This window comes from Maritimibacter harenae (assembly GCF_009882975.1).
Taxonomy (GTDB): Bacteria; Pseudomonadota; Alphaproteobacteria; order Rhodobacterales; family Rhodobacteraceae; genus Maritimibacter; species Maritimibacter harenae.
Genome location: NZ_WTUX01000011.1, coordinates 380,817 through 405,963, shown reverse-complemented (window position 1 = coordinate 405,963; position 25,147 = coordinate 380,817). Strand labels below are relative to the sequence as shown.

The 25,147-nt window shown below is 67.4% G+C and carries 28 protein-coding genes and 2 tRNA genes; 13 read left to right on the top strand and 17 right to left on the bottom strand.

What is annotated here, in order from left to right:
- Nucleotides 1-84: 84 nt before the first annotated feature.
- Nucleotides 85-270, bottom strand: a complete 186-nt coding sequence (locus GQE99_RS08720) for a DUF3553 domain-containing protein (RefSeq protein WP_161351206.1) — start codon at nt 268-270, stop codon at nt 85-87.
- A 30-nt stretch (nt 271-300) separates the two neighbouring features.
- Here GQE99_RS08720 and GQE99_RS08715 point away from each other — a divergent pair, with 30 nt between their 5' ends.
- A complete protein-coding gene (locus tag GQE99_RS08715) occupies nt 301-882 on the top strand; it encodes a histidine phosphotransferase family protein (RefSeq protein ID WP_161351205.1) in 582 nt (193 codons plus the stop codon).
- Between the two features lie 88 nt (nt 883-970).
- Here GQE99_RS08715 and GQE99_RS08710 read toward each other — a convergent pair whose 3' ends face one another.
- The 6 genes from GQE99_RS08710 to GQE99_RS08685 all read right to left on the bottom strand — a co-directional run bounded on the left by GQE99_RS08710 (nt 971) and on the right by GQE99_RS08685 (nt 6,392).
- A complete protein-coding gene (locus GQE99_RS08710; protein ID WP_161351204.1) occupies nt 971-2,224 on the bottom strand; it encodes a glutamate-5-semialdehyde dehydrogenase in 1,254 nt (417 codons plus the stop codon).
- 282 nt (nt 2,225-2,506) lie between these two features.
- Nucleotides 2,507-3,619 (bottom strand): glutamate 5-kinase, encoded by a 1,113-nt coding sequence (proB, locus tag GQE99_RS08705; RefSeq protein ID WP_161351203.1) that lies wholly within the window; start codon nt 3,617-3,619, stop codon nt 2,507-2,509.
- Nucleotides 3,607-4,653, bottom strand: coding sequence for a GTPase ObgE (gene obgE, locus GQE99_RS08700; RefSeq protein ID WP_161351202.1), 1,047 nt, complete (start codon nt 4,651-4,653; stop codon nt 3,607-3,609). Before obgE ends, proB begins: the two co-directional genes overlap by 13 nt.
- Nucleotides 4,654-4,766: 113 nt before the next feature.
- Complete coding sequence (locus GQE99_RS08695; RefSeq protein WP_161351201.1) at nt 4,767-5,324, bottom strand: GNAT family N-acetyltransferase; 558 nt, start codon at nt 5,322-5,324, stop codon at nt 4,767-4,769.
- 165 nt (nt 5,325-5,489) lie between these two features.
- Nucleotides 5,490-5,759 (bottom strand): 50S ribosomal protein L27, encoded by a 270-nt coding sequence (gene rpmA / locus GQE99_RS08690; protein WP_161351200.1) that lies wholly within the window; start codon nt 5,757-5,759, stop codon nt 5,490-5,492.
- 12 nt (nt 5,760-5,771) lie between these two features.
- Complete coding sequence (locus GQE99_RS08685; protein ID WP_161351199.1) at nt 5,772-6,392, bottom strand: 50S ribosomal protein L21; 621 nt, start codon at nt 6,390-6,392, stop codon at nt 5,772-5,774.
- A 317-nt stretch (nt 6,393-6,709) separates the two neighbouring features.
- Here GQE99_RS08685 and GQE99_RS08680 point away from each other — a divergent pair, with 317 nt between their 5' ends.
- Complete coding sequence (locus GQE99_RS08680; RefSeq protein WP_161351198.1) at nt 6,710-8,281, top strand: fatty acyl-CoA synthetase; 1,572 nt, start codon at nt 6,710-6,712, stop codon at nt 8,279-8,281.
- 12 nt (nt 8,282-8,293) lie between these two features.
- Here the strand turns inward: GQE99_RS08680 and GQE99_RS08675 are convergent, their stop codons facing one another.
- Nucleotides 8,294-9,124 carry a DUF2059 domain-containing protein gene (locus GQE99_RS08675; protein ID WP_161351197.1) on the bottom strand — a complete coding sequence of 277 codons (831 nt, stop codon included), beginning with the start codon at nt 9,122-9,124 and terminating at the stop codon, nt 8,294-8,296.
- A 174-nt stretch (nt 9,125-9,298) separates the two neighbouring features.
- Between GQE99_RS08675 and GQE99_RS08670 the strand changes: the two genes are divergently transcribed.
- Nucleotides 9,299-9,388 (top strand) — tRNA-Ser (locus GQE99_RS08670).
- A 91-nt stretch (nt 9,389-9,479) separates the two neighbouring features.
- Entirely contained in the window at nt 9,480-9,920 is a 441-nt protein-coding gene (gene msrB / locus GQE99_RS08665) for a peptide-methionine (R)-S-oxide reductase MsrB (protein ID WP_161351196.1), read from the top strand.
- A 66-nt stretch (nt 9,921-9,986) separates the two neighbouring features.
- Here the strand turns inward: msrB and GQE99_RS08660 are convergent, their stop codons facing one another.
- The gene (locus tag GQE99_RS08660) at nt 9,987-10,703 is read right to left on the bottom strand and encodes an RlmE family RNA methyltransferase (protein WP_161351195.1); all 717 of its coding nucleotides are present in this window, start codon (nt 10,701-10,703) and stop codon (nt 9,987-9,989) included.
- A 4-nt stretch (nt 10,704-10,707) separates the two neighbouring features.
- Nucleotides 10,708-11,817, bottom strand: coding sequence for a Ppx/GppA phosphatase family protein (locus tag GQE99_RS08655; RefSeq protein WP_161351194.1), 1,110 nt, complete (start codon nt 11,815-11,817; stop codon nt 10,708-10,710).
- Nucleotides 11,818-12,023: 206 nt separating this feature from the next.
- On the opposite strand from GQE99_RS08655, the gene GQE99_RS08650 reads away from it, so the two are divergent.
- Entirely contained in the window at nt 12,024-12,320 is a 297-nt protein-coding gene (locus GQE99_RS08650) for a virulence factor (protein WP_161351193.1), read from the top strand.
- A gap of 25 nt (nt 12,321-12,345) precedes the next feature.
- Nucleotides 12,346-13,401, top strand: coding sequence for a methyltetrahydrofolate cobalamin methyltransferase (locus GQE99_RS08645; protein WP_161351192.1), 1,056 nt, complete (start codon nt 12,346-12,348; stop codon nt 13,399-13,401).
- 131 nt (nt 13,402-13,532) lie between these two features.
- Here GQE99_RS08645 and GQE99_RS08640 read toward each other — a convergent pair whose 3' ends face one another.
- From GQE99_RS08640 to GQE99_RS08625, 4 genes are all read right to left on the bottom strand, one after another.
- On the bottom strand, nt 13,533-13,949 hold the full coding sequence (locus GQE99_RS08640) for a DUF1330 domain-containing protein (protein WP_161351191.1): 417 nt from the start codon (nt 13,947-13,949) through the stop codon (nt 13,533-13,535).
- A gap of 88 nt (nt 13,950-14,037) precedes the next feature.
- On the bottom strand, nt 14,038-15,369 hold the full coding sequence (gene tig, locus GQE99_RS08635) for a trigger factor (RefSeq protein WP_161351190.1): 1,332 nt from the start codon (nt 15,367-15,369) through the stop codon (nt 14,038-14,040).
- Nucleotides 15,370-15,513: 144 nt separating this feature from the next.
- On the bottom strand, nt 15,514-16,593 hold the full coding sequence (locus GQE99_RS08630; protein ID WP_161351189.1) for an acyltransferase family protein: 1,080 nt from the start codon (nt 16,591-16,593) through the stop codon (nt 15,514-15,516).
- Between the two features lie 45 nt (nt 16,594-16,638).
- Nucleotides 16,639-16,723, bottom strand: a tRNA-Leu gene (locus tag GQE99_RS08625).
- Between the two features lie 138 nt (nt 16,724-16,861).
- Between GQE99_RS08625 and GQE99_RS08620 the strand changes: the two genes are divergently transcribed.
- Nucleotides 16,862-17,377 carry a Hint domain-containing protein gene (locus GQE99_RS08620; RefSeq protein WP_161351188.1) on the top strand — a complete coding sequence of 172 codons (516 nt, stop codon included), beginning with the start codon at nt 16,862-16,864 and terminating at the stop codon, nt 17,375-17,377.
- A gap of 42 nt (nt 17,378-17,419) precedes the next feature.
- Here the strand turns inward: GQE99_RS08620 and GQE99_RS08615 are convergent, their stop codons facing one another.
- Complete coding sequence (locus tag GQE99_RS08615) at nt 17,420-17,884, bottom strand: Lrp/AsnC family transcriptional regulator (RefSeq protein ID WP_161351187.1); 465 nt, start codon at nt 17,882-17,884, stop codon at nt 17,420-17,422.
- Nucleotides 17,885-18,034: 150 nt separating this feature from the next.
- Here GQE99_RS08615 and GQE99_RS08610 point away from each other — a divergent pair, with 150 nt between their 5' ends.
- From GQE99_RS08610 to GQE99_RS08590, 5 genes are all read left to right on the top strand, one after another.
- Entirely contained in the window at nt 18,035-18,340 is a 306-nt protein-coding gene (locus tag GQE99_RS08610) for a DUF2849 domain-containing protein (RefSeq protein WP_161351186.1), read from the top strand.
- On the top strand, nt 18,333-19,994 hold the full coding sequence (locus tag GQE99_RS08605; RefSeq protein WP_161351185.1) for a nitrite/sulfite reductase: 1,662 nt from the start codon (nt 18,333-18,335) through the stop codon (nt 19,992-19,994). Before GQE99_RS08610 ends, GQE99_RS08605 begins: the two co-directional genes overlap by 8 nt.
- Nucleotides 19,984-20,709: a phosphoadenylyl-sulfate reductase gene (locus tag GQE99_RS08600; RefSeq protein ID WP_161351184.1), complete on the top strand. Its 726-nt coding sequence runs from the start codon at nt 19,984-19,986 to the stop codon at nt 20,707-20,709. Before GQE99_RS08605 ends, GQE99_RS08600 begins: the two co-directional genes overlap by 11 nt.
- Nucleotides 20,706-21,125 (top strand): DUF934 domain-containing protein, encoded by a 420-nt coding sequence (locus tag GQE99_RS08595; protein ID WP_161351183.1) that lies wholly within the window; start codon nt 20,706-20,708, stop codon nt 21,123-21,125. Before GQE99_RS08600 ends, GQE99_RS08595 begins: the two co-directional genes overlap by 4 nt.
- Nucleotides 21,126-21,191: 66 nt before the next feature.
- On the top strand, nt 21,192-22,043 hold the full coding sequence (locus tag GQE99_RS08590; protein ID WP_161351182.1) for a ferredoxin--NADP reductase: 852 nt from the start codon (nt 21,192-21,194) through the stop codon (nt 22,041-22,043).
- A 58-nt stretch (nt 22,044-22,101) separates the two neighbouring features.
- Here GQE99_RS08590 and GQE99_RS08585 read toward each other — a convergent pair whose 3' ends face one another.
- Nucleotides 22,102-22,785, bottom strand: a complete 684-nt coding sequence (locus tag GQE99_RS08585) for a hypothetical protein (RefSeq protein ID WP_161351181.1) — start codon at nt 22,783-22,785, stop codon at nt 22,102-22,104.
- Between GQE99_RS08585 and infC the strand changes: the two genes are divergently transcribed.
- Nucleotides 22,763-23,512, top strand: coding sequence for a translation initiation factor IF-3 (gene infC / locus GQE99_RS08580; protein WP_328794080.1), 750 nt, complete (start codon nt 22,763-22,765; stop codon nt 23,510-23,512). The genes GQE99_RS08585 and infC overlap by 23 nt on opposite strands.
- A gap of 64 nt (nt 23,513-23,576) precedes the next feature.
- Here the strand turns inward: infC and GQE99_RS08575 are convergent, their stop codons facing one another.
- Complete coding sequence (locus GQE99_RS08575) at nt 23,577-25,130, bottom strand: glutamate synthase-related protein (protein WP_161351179.1); 1,554 nt, start codon at nt 25,128-25,130, stop codon at nt 23,577-23,579.
- Between the last annotated feature and the right edge of the window lie 17 nt (nt 25,131-25,147).

Sequence of the window (25,147 nt, the reverse complement as noted above, 5' to 3'; positions counted from 1 at the left end):
AGGGGGCCGTGCGTCGATTGGCAACAACGGCGCACTTCCGATCTCCCTTCGGTTGTGTTATGCATCAGTCTACACGTATCGCGGTCATTCGTCGTCGAAGACCGGCATGATTTCGACCTGTGAGACATCGATGACCTTCTTGCCTGCCTCCCGGAAATTCACCGTGACCTTGCCCCCGATGTTGGACTGGACCTGGCCGGTGCCCCAGTCGGGCTGGCTGGGCAGGCGCACGAGCATGCCGGGTTCGAGCAGGGAAGCAATCGGGTCCATGATGGAACTCCTCGGTCAAGGTCCGGGTCGGTGAGCCGCGACGACGATCTCGTCGCCCTGGTCGGCTCGCGGATTTGCCACGATCTGGTGAGCCCGTTGGGCGCGATCGGCAATGGGGTGGAGCTTATGACGCTGACCGGGGGCGAGGAAACCCCGGAGTTGGACCTGGTGCAGGAAAGCCTCGCCAACGCCCGTGCACGCATCCGGTTCTTCCGCATCGCCTTCGGCGCCGCACCGCCCGAAGCCGTGGTACGCCGGGCCGAACTGGCCGAAGCGCTCGCGGCCGGCGAACGGCGCGCCGCGCTCGATTGGCCCCTGCCCGACCACCTCCCGCGCATGGAGGCGAAGCTCGCCCTCCTCGCGCTCGCTTGCCTGGACGCGGCCATGCCCTTCGGCGGAACCGTTCGCGTCACCACCTCGGAGTGCCTCGAGATCACCGGCACGGCCGAGAGGCTCCGGCTCGACGAGGCCGCCTGGCGCCTGCTCGACACCCCGCACGCCCCGGCCACGCCCGACACCGTGCAATTCGCACTCCTGCCACGCGCCGCCGCGGCCGCGGGTCGGACCCTCGGCATCACGCGTGACCCGGGCCGCATCCGCATGCGGCTCTGACCTTCATCGTTCCGGAAATACTTCGGGGAGGTGTGGAGGGGCAGCGCCCCTCCACCTGCCGCGCGGGGTCCGCCCGCGCAACCTGCGTTCAGGTCCGCGTCGTCCCGTCACCCTCGACGATATACTTGAACGAGGTCAGCTGCTCGGCGCCCACCGGCCCCCGCGCGTGCATCTTGCCGGTGGCGATCCCGATCTCGGCGCCCATCCCGAATTCGCCGCCATCGGCGAACTGGGTCGAGGCGTTGCGCATCAGGATCGCGCTGTCGATCCGCTCGAAGAAGCGCGCGGCGGCCGCATCGTCCTCGGTCATGATCGCATCGGTGTGGGAGGACGAATAGGTCCGGATATGGTCGATCGCCGCGTCGAGATCGTCGACGACCTTCGCCGCGATGATGGAATCGAGGTACTCGGTCCCCCAATCGGCCTCCGTCGCCGGCACGCTCCCGGCAAGCCCCTCGCCCGCGCGCACCTCGACACCTGCCGCCGTGAGCGCATCGATCACCGCCTGGCCGAGCTCCAACGCGTCGCGGTGGATCAGCAGGCATTCGGCGGCACCGCAGATGCCGGTGCGCCGGGTCTTGGCGTTCAGCACCACGTCCATCGTCTTCTGCGGATCGGCCGCCTTGTCGATGTAGATGTGCACGATGCCCTCGAGATGGGCGAAGACCGGCACACGGGCCTCGCGCTGGACGAGCCCGACGAGCCCCTTGCCACCGCGCGGCACGATCACGTCGACGTAGTCGGTCATGGTGAGCAATTCGCGCACCGCGTCCCGGTCGCGGGTGGGGACGAGCTGGATCGCGTCCGCGGGCAGGCCCGCGGCCTTCAGCCCTTCGACGAGGCAGCCATGGATCGCGCCGGAGGAGTGGAAGCTCTCCGAGCCCCCGCGCAGGATGACTGCGTTGCCGGATTTCAGGCACAGCGCCCCCGCATCCGCCGTCACGTTCGGGCGGCTCTCGTAGATCACGCCGATCACCCCCAGGGGTGTGCGCACGCGCTTGATGTGCAGCCCCGTCGGGCGGTCCCATTCCGCCATCACGGCGCCCACGGGATCGTCCTGCGCGGCCACGGCGCGCAGCCCGTCGCAGATGCCCTGGATGCGCGTCTCGTCAAGCATGAGCCGGTCCATCATCGCCGGGCTCAGGCCCTTGTCGCGCCCGAAGTCGAGATCCTTGGCATTGGCCGCGATGATCTCGTCCCGGCGCGCCCACACGGCGTCCGCAGCCGCCTCGAGCGCGCGGGTCTTGGCTTCCGATGGCGCGAAGGCCAGCTCCTGAGCGGCCGCCTTGGCCTTCCGGCCCAGGTCCTGCATCAGCTCGTGGATGGTCTCAGCGTCTTTCATCGGTGCCTCCATTTCGGGTGCGCGAGTGATACGCCCAAGGCGGTGCGCCGTCAAAACCTGATGTGCGGAGCGGTGCACAAATCGCGCAGGGTCGCCATGCGGCGCGGCGGCCCTCGGGAACTCTAGAATCCTAGAATCCTAGAATCCTAGAATCCTAGAATCCTAGAATCCTAGAATCCTAGAATCCTAGAAAAGTGGAGCCACGGACCCGCAGCACAAACAAGCACTTGGCTCGCCCGGCCACCCGGAATTCACCCTTTGGCAACCATGTCCGGCGCCCGCTCAGAGCGCCATGTCATCCCGGTGGATGAGTGCCGCGCGCCCCGGGTACCCCAGCGTCGCCTCGATCTGGTCCGATCGTTTGCCGACGAGTTGCCGGGCCTCCTCGGACGTGTAGCGGCTGAGCCCTGCCCCGATATGCGCCCCTTTGGGCCCCAGGATCTCGACCGGATCGCCGCGCCCGAAGCGCCCCGTGACCGCCGTCACCCCGGCCGGCAGCAGCGACTTCCCGCGCCCCAGCGCCGCCTGGGCCCCGGCGTCGAGCGTCACGGCGCCTTTCGGCTTCATCGACCCGATCCAGTGCTTGCGCGCGGCCTTCGGATCCTCGCGCGCCACGAAGAGCGTGGCCCTGGCCCCGGCCTCGAGTGCGGAGAGCGGCGAGACGGGGCTGCCCTCGGTGATGATCAGCGAACAGCCCGCCGCCATCGCGGTCTGGGCGGCCATGAGCTTTGTCTTCATCCCGCCCTTCGACAGGCCGGTGCCCGCATCGCCCGCCATCGCCATCATTTCCGGCGTGATCTCCTCGATCACCGGGTAATGCGTGGCCGTGGGGTCGAGCTTGGGGTTGCCGGAATAGAACCCGTCGACGTCCGACAGGAGCACGGTCATGTCCGCACCGATCGTCACCGCCACCTGGGCGGCCAGCCGGTCATTGTCGCCGTACCGGATCTCGTCGGTGGCCACCGTATCGTTCTCGTTCACGATCGGCACCACGCCGAAGGTCAGAAGCTGCTCCAGCGTGGCGCGCGAATTGAGGTAACGGCGCCGGTCGGCGCTGTCCTCGAGCGTGACCAGCACCTGCGCGGTGGTGATCCCCTTGGGTGCCAGCACCTCTTCATAGGCACGCGCGAGCCGGATCTGCCCGACGGCCGCGGCCGCCTGCGATTGCTCGAGCGCGAGCCCGCCGGCCGGCAGGCCCAGCACGCCGCGCCCCAGCGCGATCGAGCCGGAGGACACCAGCACCACGTCCGTCCCGCGCGCCTTCAGCCGTGCCACGTCTTCGGCGAGCCCCATGAGCCAGTCCGAGCGCAGCGCGCCCGTCGCGCCGTCCACCAGGAGCGCCGAGCCGATCTTCACGACCAGCCGACGCGCATCCGACAGCTTCAGGGTTGCCAAGGCGCCTGCTCCTCGTCCGCCTCGTCGGCCTTCTTGCGCCGGTAGCGGTCCGCCCCGATCTCGGCCTTGAGCGCGCGCAGAACCTGCGTGACCCCCTCCTTCGCGACCCCCGACATCTCGTAGATCGTGCCGCCCGAGGCTTCCTCGAGCGCCGCGCGCTTCTCGGCGCGCTCCTCGTCCAGAAGCGCATCGACCTTGTTCAGCACGGTCACGCGCGGCTTGCCCGCAAGGATGCCGCCATAGGCCTCGAGCTCGTGAACGATGGTCTCGTAATCGGCGACCACGTCCTCGGCGGTGCCGTCGACGAGGTGCAGAAGCACCGCGCAGCGCTCCACGTGGCCCAGGAACTGGTCGCCCAGCCCCCGCCCCTCGTGCGCGCCCTCGATGAGGCCCGGGATGTCGGCCACCACGAATTCGACATTGTCGACGCCCACGACACCCAGGTTCGGAACCAGCGTGGTGAAGGGATAATCCGCAATCTTCGGCCGCGCGTTGGACGTGGCGGCGAGGAACGTGGATTTGCCCGCGTTGGGCAGGCCCAGCAGGCCCACGTCCGCGATCAGCTTCAGGCGCAGCCAGATCGTGCGCTCGATCCCCGGCTGGCCGGGGTTGGCATGGCGCGGGGCCTGGTTGGTGGCGGTCTTGAAGTGCAGGTTACCGAAGCCGCCGTTACCGCCACGCGCGAGCACGAGCCGTTCGCCCACCTCGGTGAGGTCCGCGATCACGGTTTCCTCGTCCTCGTCGAGCACCTCGGTGCCCACGGGCACGCGCAGGACGATGTCCTCGCCCGAGCGGCCGGTGCGCTGGCTGCCCTGCCCCGGCTGGCCGTTCTTGGCAAAGAAATGCTGCTGGTAGCGGAAGTCGATGAGGGTGTTCAGCCCGTCCACGACCTCGATCACCACGTCGCCGCCGCGCCCGCCGTCGCCGCCGTCGGGGCCGCCGTATTCGATGAACTTCTCGCGTCGGAACGAGATGCACCCGTTCCCGCCGCTTCCGGACCGGACATAGACTTTGGCGAGATCGAGGAATTTCATGGCTCTGGCTTTCGTTCGCTTTGGGGTTGCCTAGAGCGGATTCGCGGCGCGCTCAAGTCGCAAGACGGCGACCGGGCATGCCGGTCGCCGAAGGGGTCAGGGCCGCAGGCGCTTCAGCGCATGCGGCGGGAATAGGTCCACGTCGGCACCGTGGCGTTGCGCGCAAGGCAGAATGCCTCGCTGTCGCCGACATAGGCGAAGCCCGCGTTGGTGAGCACCCGGGCGCTCGCCGGGTTGTCCTGGAAGACCTCGGCGAAGAGCGTGTCGTTGCCCATCGGGTTGGCCTGCACCAGCGCCTGCACGGCTTCCGAGGCGAGCCCGGTGTTCCAGAACGGCGGCGCGACCCAGTAGCCCAGCTGGGACTGGTTGCGGTCCATCCGGGTCAGGCTGATGACGCCCAGCACCTCGTGCCCGCCGTCGCCGCCCTCGACCGTGGAGCCGTCCATGATCCAGACGTCCTCGATCCGGTCCGCCTTCATCGCGCGGCGCACGAAATCCTCTGTCACGCCGGGCGGCAGCGGGTGCGGGATCGAGCGGGTTTCCTCGGCCACGCGCCGGTCGCCGGAGTAATGGGCCAGAAGACCCACGTCCGAGCCCTTGGGCGGTCGCAGGATGAACCGCTCGGTCTCGATCACTGCCTGGTTCGTGTCGAATGCTTGTTCGGCCGTCATTCGCTTCCCTCCTCGAAAGCGCGGGTCCCCTTGCGCCGGCACATCGGCCACGTGGCTCGGACCCGATCTGGTCAGGGCTTCGGCGCAATCCTCCCCCACGCCGAAAAAGACGAAGGGGGACCGGCCGCGCCGATCCCCCTCTATCTTGCATTGCCGGGTATCGGCTTACTCTGCGGCCTCCGCCATCGGGAGTACCGATACGAAGGTGCGGCCCTTGAGGCCCTTGGCGAAGGTCACGCGGCCTTCGGCAGTCGCGAAGATCGTGTGATCGCGGCCCATGCCGACGCCTTCGCCCGGCCAAACCTTGGTGCCGCGCTGACGCACGATGATGTTGCCCGGAATGACTTCCTGGCCACCGAATTTCTTGACGCCAAGGCGACGACCGGCTGAGTCGCGGCCGTTACGGGAGCTACCACCAGCTTTTTTGTGTGCCATTTCGCTCTCTCCTTACTTCGCCAGTTTCGCGGCTTCTTCCACCCATTCGGGCTTCACGTTGACCGCGTCGAAGGTTTCGGGGTCCACTTTCGCCAGAGCGGCGAAGGTGGTGATGCCGGCCTCGACCAGCTTCTTCTGCATCGCCGGGCCCACGCCGTTGATCTGCGTCAGGTCGTCGGCAGCGCCCGCGTCGGCTTTCGGCGCGGCGGCCTCGGCCTTGGCTTCGGTTTTCTTCGGGGCGGCGGCCTTCTTGGCCGGCTTCGCCGCAGCCGGTGCACCGGCGACGGAGCCCGCGCCCACGGCGGCCTTGACGCCCGACTTGTCGGCGCCCTTCTCGAGGATGTCGGTCACGCGGAGCAGCGTGAGCTGCTGGCGGTGGCCCTTCGTGCGCTGCGAACCGTGCTTCCGGCGGCGCTTGACGAAGTGGATGACCTTCTCACCCTTGATCTGGTCGATGACCTCGGCCTGCACACCGGCACCTTCCACGAGCGGGGTGCCAAGGGTCGTGCCGACCATCAGGACATCGTTGAACTGAACTTTTTCACCGGCTTCAGCCGCAAGCTTCTCCACACGGAGCACGTCGCCCGCCTGGACCTTGTATTGCTTGCCACCGGTCTTCATGACCGCAAACATATGGTCTTCCTTCGTTTCCCGCGTTCTGTGGCCCCGACCCTGCCGGCGTTGGCGGGGTGTCCCCCGGCCTCGAACAGCGCGCCCTGTCACGGGCGTCATTACATGGATTTTGCCCCGCGAAAGGGAATCCCCTCCGCAAGAGCCGCGTATATCGGGGTATTCGCCCTGCAAGTCAAGGAAAACAATGCCGGGAAATGGCCCCGGCGCCGGGTTTCTCACGGCTCTGCACGCGGCTTTGACCCGCATGAGCGAAAACGCCACGTCCCCCTTGCCCGTCCCCGCGATCCGGGGAAGTCTCCGGCCCGAGGGAGGACCGGATGAGCACACAGACACAGAAGAACATTTCGCGCGCCGGGCGCAACACGATCGCGGACGCGCTGACCCGGGCCGCGCGCCGCTACGGCAGCCGCACGGCGCTTCATTTCGCGGACCGCGCCTGGACGTTCGAGGAAATCCACGAGGGCGCCGGGCGCATCGCCGCGCGGCTCCTGGACGAAGGACTCGCCCCGGGCGACCGGGTGGCCGCCTACGGGCGCAACTCGGACGCCTACCTGCTCCTCTACCTCGCCTGCTGCCGGGGCGGGTTCATCCACGTGCCGATCAACTATGCGCTGGTGGGGCGTGAGCTTGGCTATATCCTCGACAATTGCGGGGCGGACGCATTGTTCGTCGACCCCGCGCTGCGCGAAATGGCCGACCCGGTGCTGGCGGAGATGGAGGGCCCGCGCGTCGTGGGTTCCACCCATTCGGGCGACGGGCTCGACATCCTCACGGTCGCACGCGACGCGGGCCAGGCGGTGCCCGGCGACCTGGGCGAAGGGATCGACCCCGAGGACCTGGTCCAGCTTCTTTACACCTCCGGCACCACCGCCGCCCCCAAGGGCGCGATGATGAGCCACCGGGCGCTGCTGGCGGAATACACGAGCTGCATCGTCGAGCTTGAGCTGTCGTCCAGGGACCGCGCCCTCGCGGGGCTGCCTCTGTACCATTCCGCCCAGATGCATGTCTTCACGGTGCCGCAGTTCCTGGTCGGTGCGACGACGTGGCTGATCGAGGCCCCGGCGCCCGAGCATTGCCTCGGCCTGATGGAACGCGAGGGCATCACCTCGTTCTTCGCGCCGCCGACGGTCTGGATCAGTTTCCTGCGCAGCCCCGCCTTCGACGCGCACGACCTGTCGAGCCTCGAATACATCTACTACGGCGCCTCGATCATGCCGGTGCCGGTCCTGCACGAACTGCGCGAGCGCCTTCCGGGCGCGCGCCCCTTCAACTGTTACGGGCAGAGCGAGATCGGGCCGCTGGCCACCGTGCTCTACCCGCATGAGCACGACGCGCGCCCGGCGTCCTGCGGGCGGCCAATCTACAACGTGGAAACCCGGCTCGTGGACGAGGAGATGAACGACGTGGCTCCGGGCGAGCAAGGCGAGATCGTCCACCGCTCCCCGCAGCTCCTGTCGGGCTACTGGGACAAGGCCGAGGCGACGGAAGAGGCCTTCGCCGGCGGCTGGTTCCATTCGGGCGACGTGGGCGTGATGGACGAGGCGGGCTACATCACCGTGGTCGACCGCACGAAGGACATCATCAAGACCGGCGGCACGATGGTCGCCAGTCGCGAGGTCGAGGAAGTTCTCTTCACCCACCCGGCGGTGAGCGAGGTGGCGGTGATCGCCCTGCCCCATCCGAAATGGGTGGAGGCGGTTACGGCCGTGGTCGTGCTGCGCGAGGGCGCGCAGGCGAGCGAGGACGACATCCTGGACTTCGCAAAGGGCGAACTCGCCGCCTTCAAACGGCCCAAGCGGGTGCTCTTCGCCGACGAGCTGCCGCGCAACACCGCCGGCAAGATTCTCAAGCGAAGCCTGCGCGACATGCACGAAGACCTCTACGCCTGACGGGCGGGCGCCTCAGATATCGGTCTGGGGCGCCACGTCGGCCAGGCGGGTGGCGAGCTCGGCATAACGCTCGCCCATGATCTCGTTCTGGATGCCGTTCAGGATCTCGTAGACCTGCTGCATCTCCGGCGCTTCAAGCGCCTCGCGGTAGGCCACGATCTCGGAATCCTCGAAATCGCGGTAGACGTAGGCGGCGGCGAGCACCGAGCTCGTTTCGATGGATTGCTCGAGCCTGTCGGACTGGCGGTTGAGAATCTCGCGCAGCTCGCTTTCGGAGAAGCGGATATCCGAGGCACCCGCGTTCGCCGAGGCCATCAGGTAGCGCACCTGGACCTCGATGATCGCGCGCGCCGATTGCTCGGGCCCGCCGATCGCCTCGTTCATCAGCCGGTACTCGTTCAGCCGCGCCGGGTTTTCGTCGACGAGCTCCGTGACGATCAGCTCTCCCTCGGCCAACTGTTCGTCGCCGGCCACGCCCTGCGCGGCATTCTCGGCGGCGACCAGCCGCTGGCCCAGGGGCGAGCCGTAGAACGCGATACCGTGGTCGACCAACTCCTGCGGCATGATGGCTTCCATCATGTCGAGCGTCTGGTCGATCATCGCCTCGGGCTCGAACACCTCTTCGGCGAGGCGTTCCCATTGGTAGCCGAACTGGTCCGGATCCGCCCCGGCGATTCCCGGCCCGTTCATCGCCGACTCCTGCATCGAGGTGATGGCGACGTCGAACCCGGTCACCTCGAGGAATTCGCGCGAGGTGTCGCGGTCCGCCGCGACGAGCGCGGCGCCGAAACACAGGGCGGCCACGGCGACCGCGCCGCCGGTCATGAGACGTTGGAAGGTCATGCGATGCTGTCCTTTCCGGTTATGGCAACACCCCGAACTCTATGCTTTCGAAGGCTGCCCCACAAGGAACGCTCCCGTGACCGGCCGGGCACCGGCGAAGGGGCGCCTGCAATTTCTTCAAACGATGGGTTGCACCCGCCCGCGGCTTCCACTAAATCGCCCGTCGACCCCCGCGGAGAGGTGCCGGAGTGGTCGAACGGGGCGGTCTCGAAAACCGTTGATCCTTCACGGGATCCCAGGGTTCGAATCCCTGTCTCTCCGCCACTAAGTCCCCCGCACGATTGCGCGAGTTCGGCCCCGACGGCTGGACATCCGGCCCGAACGCCCCACATCTGGCGCAAAACCGGAGGACACTATGGCGAAATACGAAAAGAACCCCGACGTCGTGGCCGCGCTGGACGAGATGTCCTACTACGTCACCCAGCAATCGGGCACCGAACGGCCGGGCACGGGCAAGTATCTCGACAACAAGGATCGCGGGATCTACGTCGACATCGTCTCCGGCGAGCCGCTTTTCGCGTCATCCGACAAGTACGAGTCGGGGTGCGGCTGGCCGAGCTTCACCAAGCCCATCGAACCCGCCCACGTGACCGAGCTTCAGGACCGCTCCCACGGGATGATCCGCACCGAGGTGCGCTCGGCCCACGGCGACAGCCACCTGGGTCACGTCTTCCCCGACGGCCCGCCCGACCGCGGGGGGCTGCGCTACTGCATCAACTCCGCCGCCCTGCGCTTCATCCCCCTCGAGGAGATGGAGGCCGAGGGCTACGGCGCCTATACCGACCAGGTCGAGTAAGACAAAGCACGCGACGCGGGGGCGCTGCCCCCGCACCCCCGGCGTATTTCCGGAAAGATGAAAGGGTCAGCCGCGAAAGCCCGTGGCGACCACGAATTTCTCGGAGGAATCCGAGCGCGACGCGGGCGGCTTCATGTTCACGACCTTGGTGAACTTCTGCTTGAGCAGTTTCTGAAGGTCGCCTTCGGCCCCGCCCGCGAGCACCTTGGCCACGAAGGTGCCGCCCTCTTCGAGCACGTCGAAGGCGAAATGGGCCGCGGTTTCACAGAGTGCGACGATGCGCAGGTGGTCGGTCTGCTTGTGGCCCGAAGACGCCGCGGCCATGTCGGACATCACCACGTCGGCCTTGCCGCCGAGCCAGCCCTTCACCTTCTCGTCGGCGTCATCCTCCATGAAGTCGAGCTGGTAGGCCTCGGCGCCCGCCACCGGCTCGACCTCCTGCAGGTCGACGCCCAGCACCGTGCCGATCGCCTTGCCCTTCTTCTCGCCGAGCGCGTTGACGCGTTTCACCGCGACCTGGAGCCAGCCGCCCGGCGCGCAGCCCAGGTCCACGACGCGCGCGCCGGGGACGAGGAAGCGGAACTTGTCGTCGATCTCCAAGATCTTGAACGCCGCCCGCCCGCGGTAGCCCTCGTCGCGGGCCCGCTTCACGTAGGGGTCGTTGAGCTGCCGTTCGAGCCAACGGGTCGAGGAGAGCTTGCGCCCCCGCGCCGTCTTCACCTTCACGCGAAGGTCGCGCTGGCCCCGTCCGGAGCTGCCTTTGTTGCCGGGTTTCTTCGCCATGACCTCAGATCGAGTCTTCCAATACGCCGTCGGACGACATCTGCGCGTAGAGGAGCCCCTCGCGCAACCCCCGGTCTGCCACGGAAAGCCGATCGGTGGGCCAGACGCGCAATAGCGCCTGCAGGATCGCGGCGCCCGACATGATGAGCGCCTGGCGGTCCTTGCCGATGCGCGGGTCGCGCCGCCGCCCCTCGGGCCCGGCCGCCAGGTAGCCGCGGATCACCGTGTCGATCTGGTCCGTGGTCATACGCAGGCCGTCGACCTTGTTGCGGTCGTAACGGCGCAGGCCCAGGTGGGTGGCCGCGACCGTCGTGACGGTGCCGGAGGTGCCGATGATCTGGAACCCCTCGCGCGCCTGTTCCTTGTGGAACGGGCTGAATTCGCCGAGTTGTTCCTCGAAATACCAGCTCATGAGCGCGAAGCGCGCGCTGTCGTCGTCCACGTCGTCGAATTGCTCGCGCAGCGTGGCCACGCCCAGCGGCACCGAGATCCAGTCGACCACCCGCGCCACGGGGAACGGCCCGGGGTCGCCCGCGAAGCCCGCGTGGAGCCGCATGATGGACTTCTGCCGGTCCTGGGGCGGGACCTTGGACAGGTCGAGCCAGACCAGTTCGGTCGAGCCGCCGCCGATGTCCACCACGAGCAGCTGCTCGGTCTTCTTCGACACCAGCGGCGCGCAGGAGATGACCGCGAGCCGGGCTTCTTCCTCGGGCTTGATGATCTCGAGCCCGAGGCCCGTTTCGCGTTCGACGAAGCGCATGAAATCGCGGGAATTGGCCGCCCGCCGGCAGGCCTCGGTCGCAACCAGCCGCATGCGGCTCACGTCATGTTTCTGCAGCTTGCGCTGGCAGATCCGGAGCGCCTGCACGGTGCGCGCCATCGAGGCGCGCGACAGCCGCCCGGACCCGCCGAGGCCCTGGCCCAGCTGGACAGACTTCGAGAAGCTGTCGACCACGTGAAACTGATTGCCCTTGGGTTGGGCGATCAGCATGCGACAACTGTTGGTGCCGAGATCCAGCGCGGCATAGAGGCTGTCTGGATCCGGCTTGACCGGCGCGGGGGGCTCAACCGCCTTGGGGAACGCGCCCGCACCTTTCGGACGCCTGGGCGCCATGAGACACGCCCTCCATTTCGAGTTGCTTCAAAGGTAGTGCCGCCCCGGTGATCTGGCAAGCTCTGTCGGATGCGAAGATGATCATGCGAAACTTTCATCTCGGCAGGCTGGCCCGGCGCACGATGGGCCGCTATCACGCGCGAAGATGTCGCAATCCGGCCCGCATGGGCCTCCGAATGCGATATGGGAGGTCAAACGGAGGGCACATGGCTCAGGTTACCATCGTCTACTGGCGCGACATCCCCGCGCAGGTCATCGTCGGCCGCGGCCGCAAGGCGGCCAAGCAGCCCCTGCCCGAGCGCTTCGAGCAGGCGATCGACCGGGCCGCGATGACCACGGGCCTGTCGGGTACCGACGCCTACCTCGCCGAATGGCGGCGCGCGGCGCCCTACGAGGTGGAGGGCGAGGACCGGGCCGTGGCCGAGGCGGAAGCCGCCCGCATCGACGCGGAATACGACAAGGATCGCCTCAAGGCATTGATTTCAAACGGAGGCCGCGCCTGAGACGCGGACAGGAAAAGGACAGACCATGACACGTACCGTGCTCGAGAGCGCCACCAAGACCGTCACGATCGGCTTCGACGAGCCGTTCTGCGTGATCGGCGAACGCATCAACCCCACGGGGCGCAAGAAGCTCGCCGCCGAGCTGGAGGCGGGAGATTACTCGACCGTCGAGCGCGACGCGGTGGCGCAGGTGGCCTGCGGGGCGACCGTGCTCGACGTGAACGCGGGCGTCGTCTACAACTCCAACCCCAACCCGAACGAGACCGAGCCGCCGCTGATGACGGCGATCCTGGAGCTCGTGCAGGGGCTGGTGGACGTGCCGCTCTGCATCGACTCCTCCGTGCCCGCCGCCCTCGAGGCCGGCCTCAAGGTCACAAAGGGCCGCCCGCTGGTGAACTCGGTCACCGGCGAGGAGGAGCGGCTCGATTTCGTCCTGCCGCTCATCGCGAAATACAACGTGCCGGTGGTGGCGATCTCGAACGATGACACGGGGATCTCCGAGGACCCGGACGTGCGCTTCGCGGTGGCCAAGAAGATCGTGGAACGGGCCGCCGACTTCGGCATCCCGGCGCATGACATCGTGGTCGACCCGCTGGTCATGCCGATCGGCGCGATGGCGACCGCCGGCAAACAGGTCTTCACGCTGGTGCGCCGCCTGCGCGACGAGCTGGGCGTGAACACCACCTGCGGCGCCTCGAACATCTCCTTCGGCCTGCCCAACCGGCACGGGATCAACAACGCCTTCCTGCCGATGGCCGCCGCCGCCGGGATGACCTCGGCGATCATGAACCCGCTCGCCCTGCCCGTTCCGCAGGCAAAGATCGCCGAGAAGAAGGCCGAGGTGGAGGCCGCCGGGATCGTCCTGCCCGAAGGGATGGACGACGAGACCTTCGTCACGCTCTTCGGACTGGGGTCCACGAAGTACAAGCCGGGCAAGGAGATGGAAGCGATCCGCGCGGCCAACATGCTGCTCGACAACGACCCGCACGGCGCGGAGTGGATCAAATTCAACTCCGCCAACCAGGGCGCCGCGGGCGCGGCCGGCGGGCGGCGCGGCGGGCGCAACCGGCGCCGCGGCTGATGGCAGCCGGTGCGCGCCCCGGGCGCGCACCGGTCCTGCGCCGTCCCGCTTCCGGCAGGCCGGCGCCAAGCGCGGGTGCGCGCACCTGCACCCCCGGCGTATTTCGCGAAAGATGTAAGGGGCTGCGGCCTTCAGCCGAACCCGTGGCCGGGGTCGCCCGGGGCGGTGCGGATGAGGCGAGAGGTCTGCACGGCGGCCTGCCGGTGGACCATCGCGTCGCGGTAGACCGGGTCCTTGATCATCTCGACGAAGGCGTCGACCGAGGGGTATTCGGCGATGAAGCAGAAATCCCACTGCTCGTCCGACGGGCCGATCAGCATGAACTCCATCGTGCCGGACCAGACGATCCGCCCGCCCACGCGCGTGAACACGGGCGCGCTGTCGCGGCCGTAGGCGTGATAGGCCTCGACCCCCGGGCAGGTGCGCCCGTCCGGGTAGGTGGCCGTGTCCTTCACCTTCACGAGGTTGAGCATGTGGATCGGGCCATCGCGGTCGATGGCGCGGAACTGGGCGAAAGCGTCGCCCTCGAAGCCGGTGTAGTCGGTCATGGTGTCCTCCCTGCTCCGACCCTAGCACCGGGCAGGAAAAAGGCCGCCCCGGAAGGCGGCCTTTCACGCAACGTCATGCGGGGACGGCTCACGCGTCGTCGAGCGCGTCCACGGCTTTCTGGAGCTCTTCCTTCGAGACTTCCTTCTCGGTCACGTCGGCCTTCTCGGCGATGTGGTCGACCACCTTGTCCTCGAACAGCGGCGCCTGGATCTGCTGGCGCATCTGCGGGTTCTGCTGGACGAAGTCGAAGAACTGGCGCTCCTGCCCCGGGTACTGGCGCGCCTGGTTCATCACCGCCTGGGTGAACTCGGCGTCCGTCACCTCGACCTCGGCCTTCTGGCCGATGTCGGCCAGCAGCAGGCCCAGGCGCACGCGGCGCTCGGCGAGCTTGCGGGCGTCGTCCGTCACCTCGATCTCGGGGTGATCGTGGCCTTCTACGTCGGGGTTCTCCTCGTGCCACAGCTGGTGGGCGATCTGCTTGGCCTCGGCGTCGACGAGCGAGGGCGGCAGGTCGAAGGAGACCTTGCCGTCGAGCTCGTCCAGCAGGCCGCGCTTCATCACCTGGCGGGCGGCGCCGTTGTACTCGGCCTCGAGCCGCTCGGTGACCTGCTCCTTCAGCGCGTCGAGGTTCTCGGCGCCGTATTTCTGGGCGAGGTCGTCGTCGATCTCGGCCGGCTTCGGCTCCTTCACTTCCTTGATGGTGCAGGAGAAGACGGCTTCCTTGCCCGCGAGGTTCTCGGCGCCGTATTCCTCGGGGAAGGTCACGGTGACGTCCTTTTCTTCACCCGCCTTCACGCCGACGAGCTGCTCCTCGAAGCCGGGGATGAACTGGCCCGAACCCAGCACGAGCGGGAAATCCTCGGCCGCACCGCCCTCGAACGCCTCGCCGTCCACGCGGCCGACGAAATCGAGCACGACCTGGTCGCCGTCCTTGGCCTTGGAACCCTTCTTGCGGTCCTCGAAGTTCTGGGCGTTCTCGGCGAGGCTCTGAAGCGCTTCCTGCACTTCTTCGTCCGAGGCCTTGACGACCATCTTCTCGAGCTTGAGATCGGACAGGTCGATGTCGGGGATCTCCGGCAGCGCCTCGTAGGACATCTCGACCTCGACGTCGTCACCCTCTTTCCAGTCCTCGTTGGTCATCTTGACCTCGGGCTGCATCGCGGGGCGGTCGCCGGTCTGCTCGAAGTGGTCGTTCATGGCGCCGTCGACGGCTTCCTGCATGGCCTCGCCCATCAGGCGCTGGCCGAACTGCTTCTTCAGGAGCGCCATCGGCACCTTGCCCTTGCGAAAGCCCTTCATTTCGACTTCGGGCTGGGCCTCGGCCAGTTTCTCGTTCACCTTCGCGTCCAGATCGGAGGCAGGCACCACGATCTTGTAGCCGCGCTTGAGGCCTTCGTTCAGGGTCTCGGTAACGCTCATTTTCGCTTCCTTCATACGGGGTCGAGGGCGCGCGAAACGCACCCCGGCAAATTTTCACGCCCTTCTATTTGCGCGATGGCGTCGGTGCAAGCGCTTTGCCGGGGATTTCCGGCCCAGCGGCACGCGATGGCCCGATGCGAGCGCTCACCCCGCCCCGAGACGGCGCGCGACCGCAGCGCGCAGGCGCGGCCGGGTGCGACGTTCGACGGCGACATGGACGCTGGCCGCGATCGCGCCGATGCACAGGAGCGCGAGCATCACCGCCATAGTGTCCGGCAGGCGCGCAGCGAAGAGATCGCTGAGCGTGAGCCCCACGACCTGGTGGACGAGGTAGAGCGGGTAGCTCACCCCGCCGGCGAAAATCGCCGCGCGCGCCATCTTACGCGATCCACGCGACATCGGCAGGAAAACGGCGAGACCGACCAGCGCGAAGCAGCCGGACGGGATGAGGCCGCCGACCCAGACCGGAGAGCGGACCCCGTCCTGCAAGTCGATGATGGCCATGCCGTACCATGTCCCGATGCCCGCACAGTAGAGATGCAGCGCGGCCACGGCGACCGCGAAGGCGCTGACCCCCCGGGTGCGGACATGGCGCAGGAGCACCCCGAGGGCGAAGTAGCTGGCATGCGGAAACAGGAGCCAGCCCAACCACGGATCGCCCAGCCCGAAAAGCGCAAGCGACGTCGCGGATACGGAGAAGACCGTGAGCAGAAGCAGCAGGCGGTGGGACACGCCCAGGAGCAGCAGGACGAGAACCAGCAGGTAGAAGCGCAGCTCCACCACGATCGACCAGTAGGCCGGGTCGATCTGCCCGATCCCCGCGACCAGCGGCACGAAAAGCCAGTCGGCCACCAGGTTGATCGCCCCCGGCACGGCCTGCATGTCGTCGCGCGCGAGGATCGCCAGGAAGGTGAGCGAGGCACAGAGCACCAGCGCAGGGTAGAGCCGCGATACGCGGCTCGCCACGAAGTCCGCCGCGCTCCGGCCCACCATCGAAAACGCGATGACGTAGCCGCTGATGATGAAGAACGCCTCGACGCCGAACCGGCCATACATCAGCCAGTCGGGCCCCATCGGGCCCGCCCCAGCGACGCCGCGCAGCGGCAGGTACCAGAAGAAGTGATACACCACCACGCCCGCGGCGAGGAGCAGCCTGAGCCATTCGATCGACAGGTTCTTGCCCGAAGGGGCCACCATCCGTTCGCGCTCCCCCTCGAGAGTCATCGCGGCAGCCGCGCCGCGGTCGGTGGAGTGATCGTGGTCGGGACATGGTGCGGGTGAGAGGACTCGAACCTCCACGCCTCGCGGCGCCAGAACCTAAATCTGGTGCGTCTACCAGTTCCGCCACACCCGCACGATGGCCGATTTAGCACCACGGGCGGACGGTGGCGAGGGGAGAAAGGCGCCCGAACAACAAATTCCTTGGTGATTTGGGCCCCGAACGGGTATGCTGGGACAAAATAAAAAGCAGGCAACCAGAGCAGGTTAACCAATGACCCAGATCATGTCGCGGGTCGCGCCGGGCCAGTCCGTGCGCGTCACGATCCCCTTGTGCCCGTCCGGGCTTGGCATCGGCACACAGGTGATGACCACGGACGGGGCCATTCCCGTCGAATTCCTCTGCCCCGGCGACGGGATCGTCACCCGCGACGCGGGCGTCATGCGGCTGAAGGACATCGCGGTGCGCACGCTCCCGATGGCGCAGCTGGTGCGCGTGCGGCCCTCCGTGCTCGACGAGCTCGGCGACGGGCGCGACATCGTGCTGGCGGCGCGCCAGAAGCTCCTGATCCGGGACTGGCGGGCGCGGGCGATGTTCGGCACCCGGGCCGCCCTGGTCGAGGCCCGGCGCATGGCCGACGGGGCCTACGTCACCCGGCTGGGCGGGCGCGCGCCGATGCGGGTCTTCCAGCTGACCTTCGCGGATGGACGGCACCTCGTGCAGATCGGCGGCGGGCTGACCGTCACCTCGGCCAAGATCGACAAAAGCGCATCCGTTTCAAAGGGTTGACGCCCTGCCCTGATGCGAGGGTCGCCTCGGCCAGCCGGGGCGTCACACCAGCGGCAGCTGGGTGGTGAACTTGATCTCCTCCATCGACAGCAGCGCGGTCACGTTGAAGATCTTCACCTCGGAAATCAGCGCCTGGTAGAACTCGTCGTAGGCGCGGGCATTGGCCACGCGCACCTTGAGGATGTAGTCGATCTCGCCGGCCAGCCGGTGCGCCTCGAGCACCTCGGGACGGGCCCGCAGCGTGCGCAGGAACCGGTCCTGCCAATCGGCCTCGTGTTCGGACGTGCGGATCAGCACGAAGAAGCACGCCTCGAACCCCAGCTTCTCGGCGTCCACGATCACGGTCTGCGCGCCGATCACGCCCGCCTCCCGCATCTTGCGAATCCTGTTCCAGACCGGGGTCTTCGAAGACCCCACCTTGCCCGCGATCACGTCCAACGACTGGCTCGCGTCGGCCTGCAATTCGTTGAGGATCTTCCGGTCTATGTCATCCAGCCGTAACGCCATCCTGTTAGCCTCCGTTCACGCAGACAGATTATCCGGTTCGGCGGGAAGAGTGGAACGTTTTTCCTTATTTCCCCGGCCACCTAGCCCGGTTTCGGGACAATGTCCTATATCTATGCCCAACGAAAGCCAAGTCGAGAAGAGGCAAGAACAATGGCCAAACGCTTCCAGCCCGGGATCGTCAGCGCGAACGACCTCCTGTCGGGCGCCGTGATCTATCTCGCCGAGAACGGCAACTGGGTCTCGACCATGTCCGAGGCCGAATTCATCACCGACGCGGACCGCGCCGAGGAGCGCCTGAGCTTCGCCGAGCGCCAGCCGGAAATCGCCGTGGGCCCGTACATCGCCCCCGCCGACAACACCGACGCCGGCCCGGTTCCGAACCATTTCCGCGAAACCTTCCGTGCCCAGGGCCCCTCGGCCCCGGCGCGCAAATCCTGGGGCGGCGCCAATGCTTGATGCACAGACCAACGTCACCCGCACCTATCTCGACCGCCGGGTCGAGGAGTTCCGCGCGCAGGTGAACCGCCGCATCGACGGCTCTCTCACCGAGGACGAGTTCCGCCCGCTGCGCCTGATGAACGGGCTCTACCTGCAACTGCACGCCTACATGCTGCGCGTGGCGATCCCCTATGGCACGCTGAATCCCGACCAGCTGGACGTGCTGGCAGAGATCTCGGAGCGCTGGGACCGCGGTTACGGCCACTTCACGACGCGCCAGAACCTCCAGTACAACTGGCCCAAGCTGCCGGACGTGCCGGACATGCTCGCCCGCCTGGCCGACGTGAACCTCCACGCGATCCAGACCTCGGGCAACACGATCCGCAACGTGACCGCCGATCCGCTGGCCGGCGCCCATGCCGACGAGCTTCTGGACCCGCGCCCGGTGGCCGAGCTGATCCGGATCTGGTCGACCGACCATCCGGAGTACCAGTTCCTCGGCCGCAAGTTCAAAATCGCCGTCACCGGGTCGCCCGCCGACCGCGCCGTGACCAAGGCACATGACCTCGCGGTGCGCATCGTCGAGCGCGATGGAGAGATCGGGTACCAGATCCTCGTGGGCGGCGGCCTGGGCCGCACGCCGGTCGTGGGCCGCGTGATCCGGGATTTCCTGCCGCAGGCGGACCTGCTGCCCTACCTCGAAGCGGTGCTGAGCGTCTACAACCTCGCCGGCCGGCGCGACAACAAGTACAAGGCGCGCATCAAGATCACGGTGAACGAGATGGGGCTCGAGGAATTCTCGGCCCGCGTCGACGAAGCCTTCGCCCGCATCCGTCCCGAATTCACCGGCGCCGACCAGGACCTGCTGGCCGAGCTTCAGGCCGGGTTCGAGCCGCCGGCGCTCGAGGCGCGCGACACGGCCGCCTTCGACGCCGCCCTGGCCGAGGATCCGGTCTTCCGCAGCTGGGCCGACATCAACCTGCGCCCGCATTTCCGCGACGACCACGCGATCGCGATGATCTCGCTCAAGCCGCATGGCGGCGTGCCGGGTGACGCGAGCGCGGACCAGATGCGCATCGTGGCCGACCTCGCGCGCATCTACGGCAACGACGAAATCCGCGTGACGCAGGAGCAGAACCTGGTTCTGCCCCATGTCGCCAAGGCGGACCTGCCGGCGGTCTTCGGGGTGCTGAAGGCCCACGGGCTGGCCACCGCGAACGCGGGGCTCGCCTCCGACATCATCGCCTGCCCCGGCATGGATTACTGCGCGCTGGCGACCGCCCGCTCGATCCCGATCGCCCAGCAGATCGCCGAGGCGCTGGCCGACTACGAGGTCGAGGTGGGCGAGATGGCCATCAAGATCTCCGGCTGCATCAACGCCTGCGGTCACCATCACCTGGGCGACATCGGAATCCTCGGCCTCGACCGGGCCGGCGTGGAGAACTACCAGATCACGCTGGGCGGCGACGCCGGGTCCGACATGAAGATCGGCGAGAAGACCGGCCCGGGCTTCGGCTACGACGAGGTCGTGGGCGCGGTCGAACGCCTGATCCACGCCTACCTGGACCTGCGCGAGGACGGCGAACGGTTCCGCGACACGATCGCGCGCACCGGGGCCGAGCCCTTCAAATCCGCGCTCTACGACGAAGAGGCGAACCGAGATGCCGCTTGAAGCCTACAAGGTGCCCCGCCCCGAGGATATCGCAGCCACGCTGAATGACGGCTTCGACGACAAGGACGCGCCGGGCCTGCTGAAACACGCGCTGACCGAGTATGGCAATATCGCGCTGGTGTCGTCCTTCGGGACGGAATCGGTGGTGCTGTTGCACATGATCTCGAAGATCGACCGGAACGCGCCGGTCCTGTTCCTCGAAACCGGGATGCTCTTCCCGGAAACGCTGGAGTACCAGCGTACGCTGGCGGGCGAGCTGGGGCTCACCAACATCCAGGTCGTACGCCCGGCGGCCGAGGACCTGGCCGCGCGCGACCCCCGGGGCGTGCTGCACCAGACCGACACCGATGGATGCTGCGACATCCGCAAGGTGCTCCCGCTCGAGCGCGCGCTGACGCCGTTCGCGGGCTGGATCACCGGACGCAAGCGCATCCACGGCGGTCAGCGCAAGGCGCTGGACCTGGCCGAGGTCGAGGGGCCGCGGCTCAAGATCAACCCGCTGGCGCATTGGACCGGCGAAGAGGTGCGTGGCTACATGGACTTCTTCGAGCTGCCCAAGCACCCGCTCGTGACCCAGGGCTATGCCTCGGTCGGCTGCGCGCCCTGCACCTCGCCCACGAAGGCGGGCGAAGACCCCCGTGCCGGACGCTGGCGCGGGCAGGACAAGGAAGAATGCGGCATTCATTTCATCGACGGAAAGGTGGTGCGCGGATGACGACCCTCGTGACCGACACGGGCTTCGGCCCCGACGATTTCACCGGCGGCTTCGTGGCGCTGGAAGGCATCTCCGCGGGCGCGGGCTGCGACGATTGCGGGATCGACGTGTCCCCCTCGGACGACCTCAACGCCCACCGCGAGCTTCTGCTGGCCGCCCCGGCGATCCGCATCTCCTTCGGCTCCTTCGCCGACGGGCGCGGCTTCACCACGGCCAAGTCGCTCCGGCTCATGGGCTACACCGGCCGCCTGCGCGCCGGTGCCGGGCTCATCGCGGACCAATACGCAATGGCGCGCCGCGCGGGCTTCGACGAGGTCGAGATCACCGAGGACCTCGCGCGCCGTCAGCCGGAGGAGCAATGGCTCTTCCGCGCCGATTGGCAATCCTACGACCATCAGTCGCGCCTGCGTGGGTAGCCCCGCGCCGCGACCTCCTGTATACGCCAGATCAGAGGACGGGGGCCGTGGCCCCTGTGAATGTTCATGAATGACCAGGCCCCCGTGACCGAAGCACAGAAAATCCGCCCCGTTCCCACCCTGCCCGACGCCCAGACCGTGACCGAGGTCAAGCACTGGACCGACCGGCTGTTCTCGTTCCGCGTGACCCGGCCCGCATCCCTGCGCTTCCGCTCGGGCGAATTCGTCATGATCGGGCTGATGGGCGATCCGGACCCCAAGACCGGCAAGCAGAAGCCGCTTCTGCGGGCCTATTCCATCGCCTCGCCCTCCTGGGACGAAGAGCTCGAGTTCTACTCGATCAAGGTGCAGGACGGCCCGCTCACCTCGAAGCTCCAGCACATCCAGCCGGGTGACGAGATCATCCTGCGCCCCAAGCCCGTGGGCACGCTGGTGCATGACGCCCTGCTGCCCGGCAAGCGCGTGTGGTTCTTCGCCACCGGCACCGGCATCGCCCCCTTCGCCTCGCTCCTGCGCGACCCGCAGACCTACGAGGATTACGAGGAGGTCATCATCACGCACACCTGCCGCGAAGCGGGCGAACTGCAATACGGCGCCGAGCTGATTGAGAACATCAAGTCGGACGAACTGCTGCGCGAGCTGATCGGGGACGAGAACCTCGCCAAGCTGCGTTATTACCCGACCACCACCCGCGAGGAGAGCCCCAAGATGGGCCGGATCACCGACCTGATCCGCTCGGGCGAGCTCTACAAGGACCTGGGCGTCGAGCCGCTGTCGCCGGAAACCGACCGCGCGATGATCTGCGGCAACCTGGCGTTCAACTTGGAACTCAAGGAATTGCTGGAAGAGGCCGGGCTCGAAGAAGGTGCCAATTCGGACCCGAAACACTACGTGGTCGAGAAGGCCTTCCTCGACTGAACGGGGCCCACACCCCTGGATTTGAACGCCGCCGCAGCTTCTGCGGCGGCGTTTCGCTTTACTCGTTCATCGCCGCTTCGATATCCGCGATCACGTCCGGTACGAGGCTGTCGTCGCGCGACGCGGCTTCGATCTTGGCCTTGAGCGAGGCTTTCTGAACCTCGTCGAGGTCGGACTCCTCGATCCGTTCGGCGACCACCTCCGCATCGAAGGTTTCCGGCGTCAGGTAGTAGTCGAGCGGTCGATCCTCTGCCGCCATGTCGCTTTCGGCCGCATCCTCCATCGTCTGGGCGGCCTCTTCGGTGCCCGCTTCGACCGCGTCGGCCCCGTCCTCGGCCATCTGGCCCAAGTCCTCGGCGGCCTGGTCGAGCGCCTCGCCGGCGGCCGCTGCGGCCTCTTCCGTGCTCTCGGCCATCGATTCCACGGTCTCGCTCGCCTGGTCGGCCATCTCGCCGGCGGCCCGGTCCATGTCCTCGGCGGCGGCATCGAGATCCTCGGCGGCCGCGTCCATGTCGGCCTCCGCCTCCGCGGACATGTCGGCCTCGGCCGTGTCCGCCTCGGTCGCGGCCGCGTCCGCGTCTTCCTCGACGCCGTCCATCGTGTCGGACACCGCGTCGCCCACGTCCGAGGCCGCTTCGCTCGCGTCGTCGAGCGCCGCCTCGGGGTCGCCGTCATTTATGAAAAGATAATATCCACCGACCGCCAGAACGGCGATCACGATGATTGCCAATACTCCGCGCATGTCATTCTCCCAGTTGTGGCGGGGCAACACGCCCCTCTCCATGATAAGGGGACCTGTCCGGAAAACTTCAACCATAACGCCGATTTGGCCCGAACACGGCAGATATTGGCTTGAAAGCACCCCGGGCGGGCTTTACGTTCCGGAGCCAAACTTCCAAGCCAACAACCGAAGGAATGCAACCATAGCTCGCAGACCCCACAACGCGCCCCCGACGCGCGATACCGGCCCCCGTGTTAACGAAAAGATCCGGGCCCCTGAAATCCGGCTGATCGGCGCAGAAGGCGAAAACGTCGGCGTCGTCACCCCCGAACGCGGGCGTGAACTGGCCGAACAGGCCGGCCTCGACCTGGTCGAGATCTCGCCCAACGCGACACCGCCGGTCTGCAAGATCATGGATTTCGGCAAGTTCAAGTACGAACAGCAGAAGCGGGAATCCGAGGCGAAGAAGAAACAGAAGACCATCGAGGTCAAAGAGGTCAAGTTCCGGCCGAACACCGACGTGCACGACTACGAAGTGAAGATGAAGAACGTCGTGAAGTTCCTCGAGAAGGGCGACAAGGTGAAGGTCACGCTGCGGTTCCGCGGCCGCGAGATGGCCCACCAGAACCTGGGCCGCGAGCTGCTCGAGCGCGTGGCGGAGGACGTCAAGGAACTGGGCAAGGTCGAGAACATGCCCAAGATGGAAGGCCGCCAGATGGTCATGATGATCGGGCCGCTGACCAAGTGATCCGCGCCCCAGCGCGCAAACGAAAGCCCCGCCGGTTCGGCGGGGCTTTTTTGATGTCCGCGGGTTATTCCGCCTCGCCGGAGAGCCCGGCGTAGCGGATCCGCGTCAGGTCGGCCATGTCGCGGCTCCAGGTCGTGATGTCGCGCTGCGAGAACTTCGACAGCGCGTCATGCCCGCAGGCCCGCGCCAGCGCCTGCATGAGCTGCGTGCTCGCCCCGAAGAAGGTGGCAAGCCGGGTGGCCCCGACCTCGACGTCGAGCCGCTTGCGCAGGTGCTCTTTCTGGGTCGCGACCCCGCTGGGGCAGTTGTTGGTGTGGCACATGCGTGCCGCCACGCAGCCCACCGCCTGGATCGCGGTATTGCCGAGCGCGATCGCGTCCGCCCCCAGCGCCAGGGCCTTCACGAAATCCTCCGGCATGCGCAGCCCGCCTGTGATGACGAGCGAGACGTCGCGCCCGGCGCGCCGGTCGAGATGCGCCCGCGCCCGCGCCAGCGCCGGGATCGTGGGGATCGAGATGTGGTTGCGGAACGCCAGCGGAGCCGCGCCGGTGCCGCCCCCGCGCCCGTCGAGGATGATGTAATCCGCCCCCGCTTCGAGCGCGAAGTCGATGTCGTCCTCGATGTGGTTGGCCGAGAGCTTGAACCCGATCGGGATGCCGCCCGTGCGTTCGCGCACCTCGTCGGCGAGCTTCGCGAAATCCGCGGGCGTCTCGAGATCCGGGAAGGCCGCCGGCGAAACGGCGTCCTCGCCTTCCTTCAGTCCGCGCACCTCGGCGATCTTGTCGGTGACCTTGTTGGCCGGAAGGTGGCCCCCGATGCCGGTCTTGGCCGCCTGCCCGCCCTTGAAGTGGAAGGCCTGCACCTTCTCCACGATCTCCGGGCGCCAACCGAACTTGCCCGAGGCGAGCTCGTAGAAGTAACGCGAGTTCTCCGCCTGCTCCTCGGGCAGCATGCCGCCCTCGCCCGAACAGATGCCCGTCCCGGCGGCCTCGGCCCCCTTGGCGAGCGCGATCTTGGCCTCGGGCGACAGCGCACCGAAGCTCATGTCTGTCACGAAGAGCGGGATCGACAGGGTGAGCGGTTTCTTCGCCTGCGGGCCGATCACGGTTTCGGTGTCGACCTCCGCATCGTCCATCAGCGGCCTGCGCGCCACCTGTGCGGGCAGAAGAAGGATGTCGTCCCACTTGGGCAGCTGGTCGCGCGGCACGCCCATCGCGTCCATCTCGCCATGCGCGCCGGCAAGCCCGTTCTTCGCGATCTCGTGGATGCGCGCGACGTTGGGCTCCTCCGGCGTCGCCTCGGCCTCGGGCGCTTCGTTCCGGTCTTCTTCGTCCGGCACGGGGGACGGATCCCCCACCTTCCGGTCGTCGCCGATCTTGGAATGGGTGCCGTCGCAATAGGGCTGATCATGGGTCGCCTTGCAGCGGCAGAGATAGGCGGTCCCGCTTTCCTCGGCGGTGAACTTCACCGGCGTGATCCCGGTGCCCTTGTGGGAGCCGTCGCAGAACGGCTGGTTCGAGGAGCGTCCGCATCGGCACCAAAGGTAGGTTTCGCCTTCTTCGAGCTCGACACCGGCGGGCGACTTGGCGGCGATGATGGGGACCTCGTCCTTGGCCATCTGGATCTCCTTTCCTT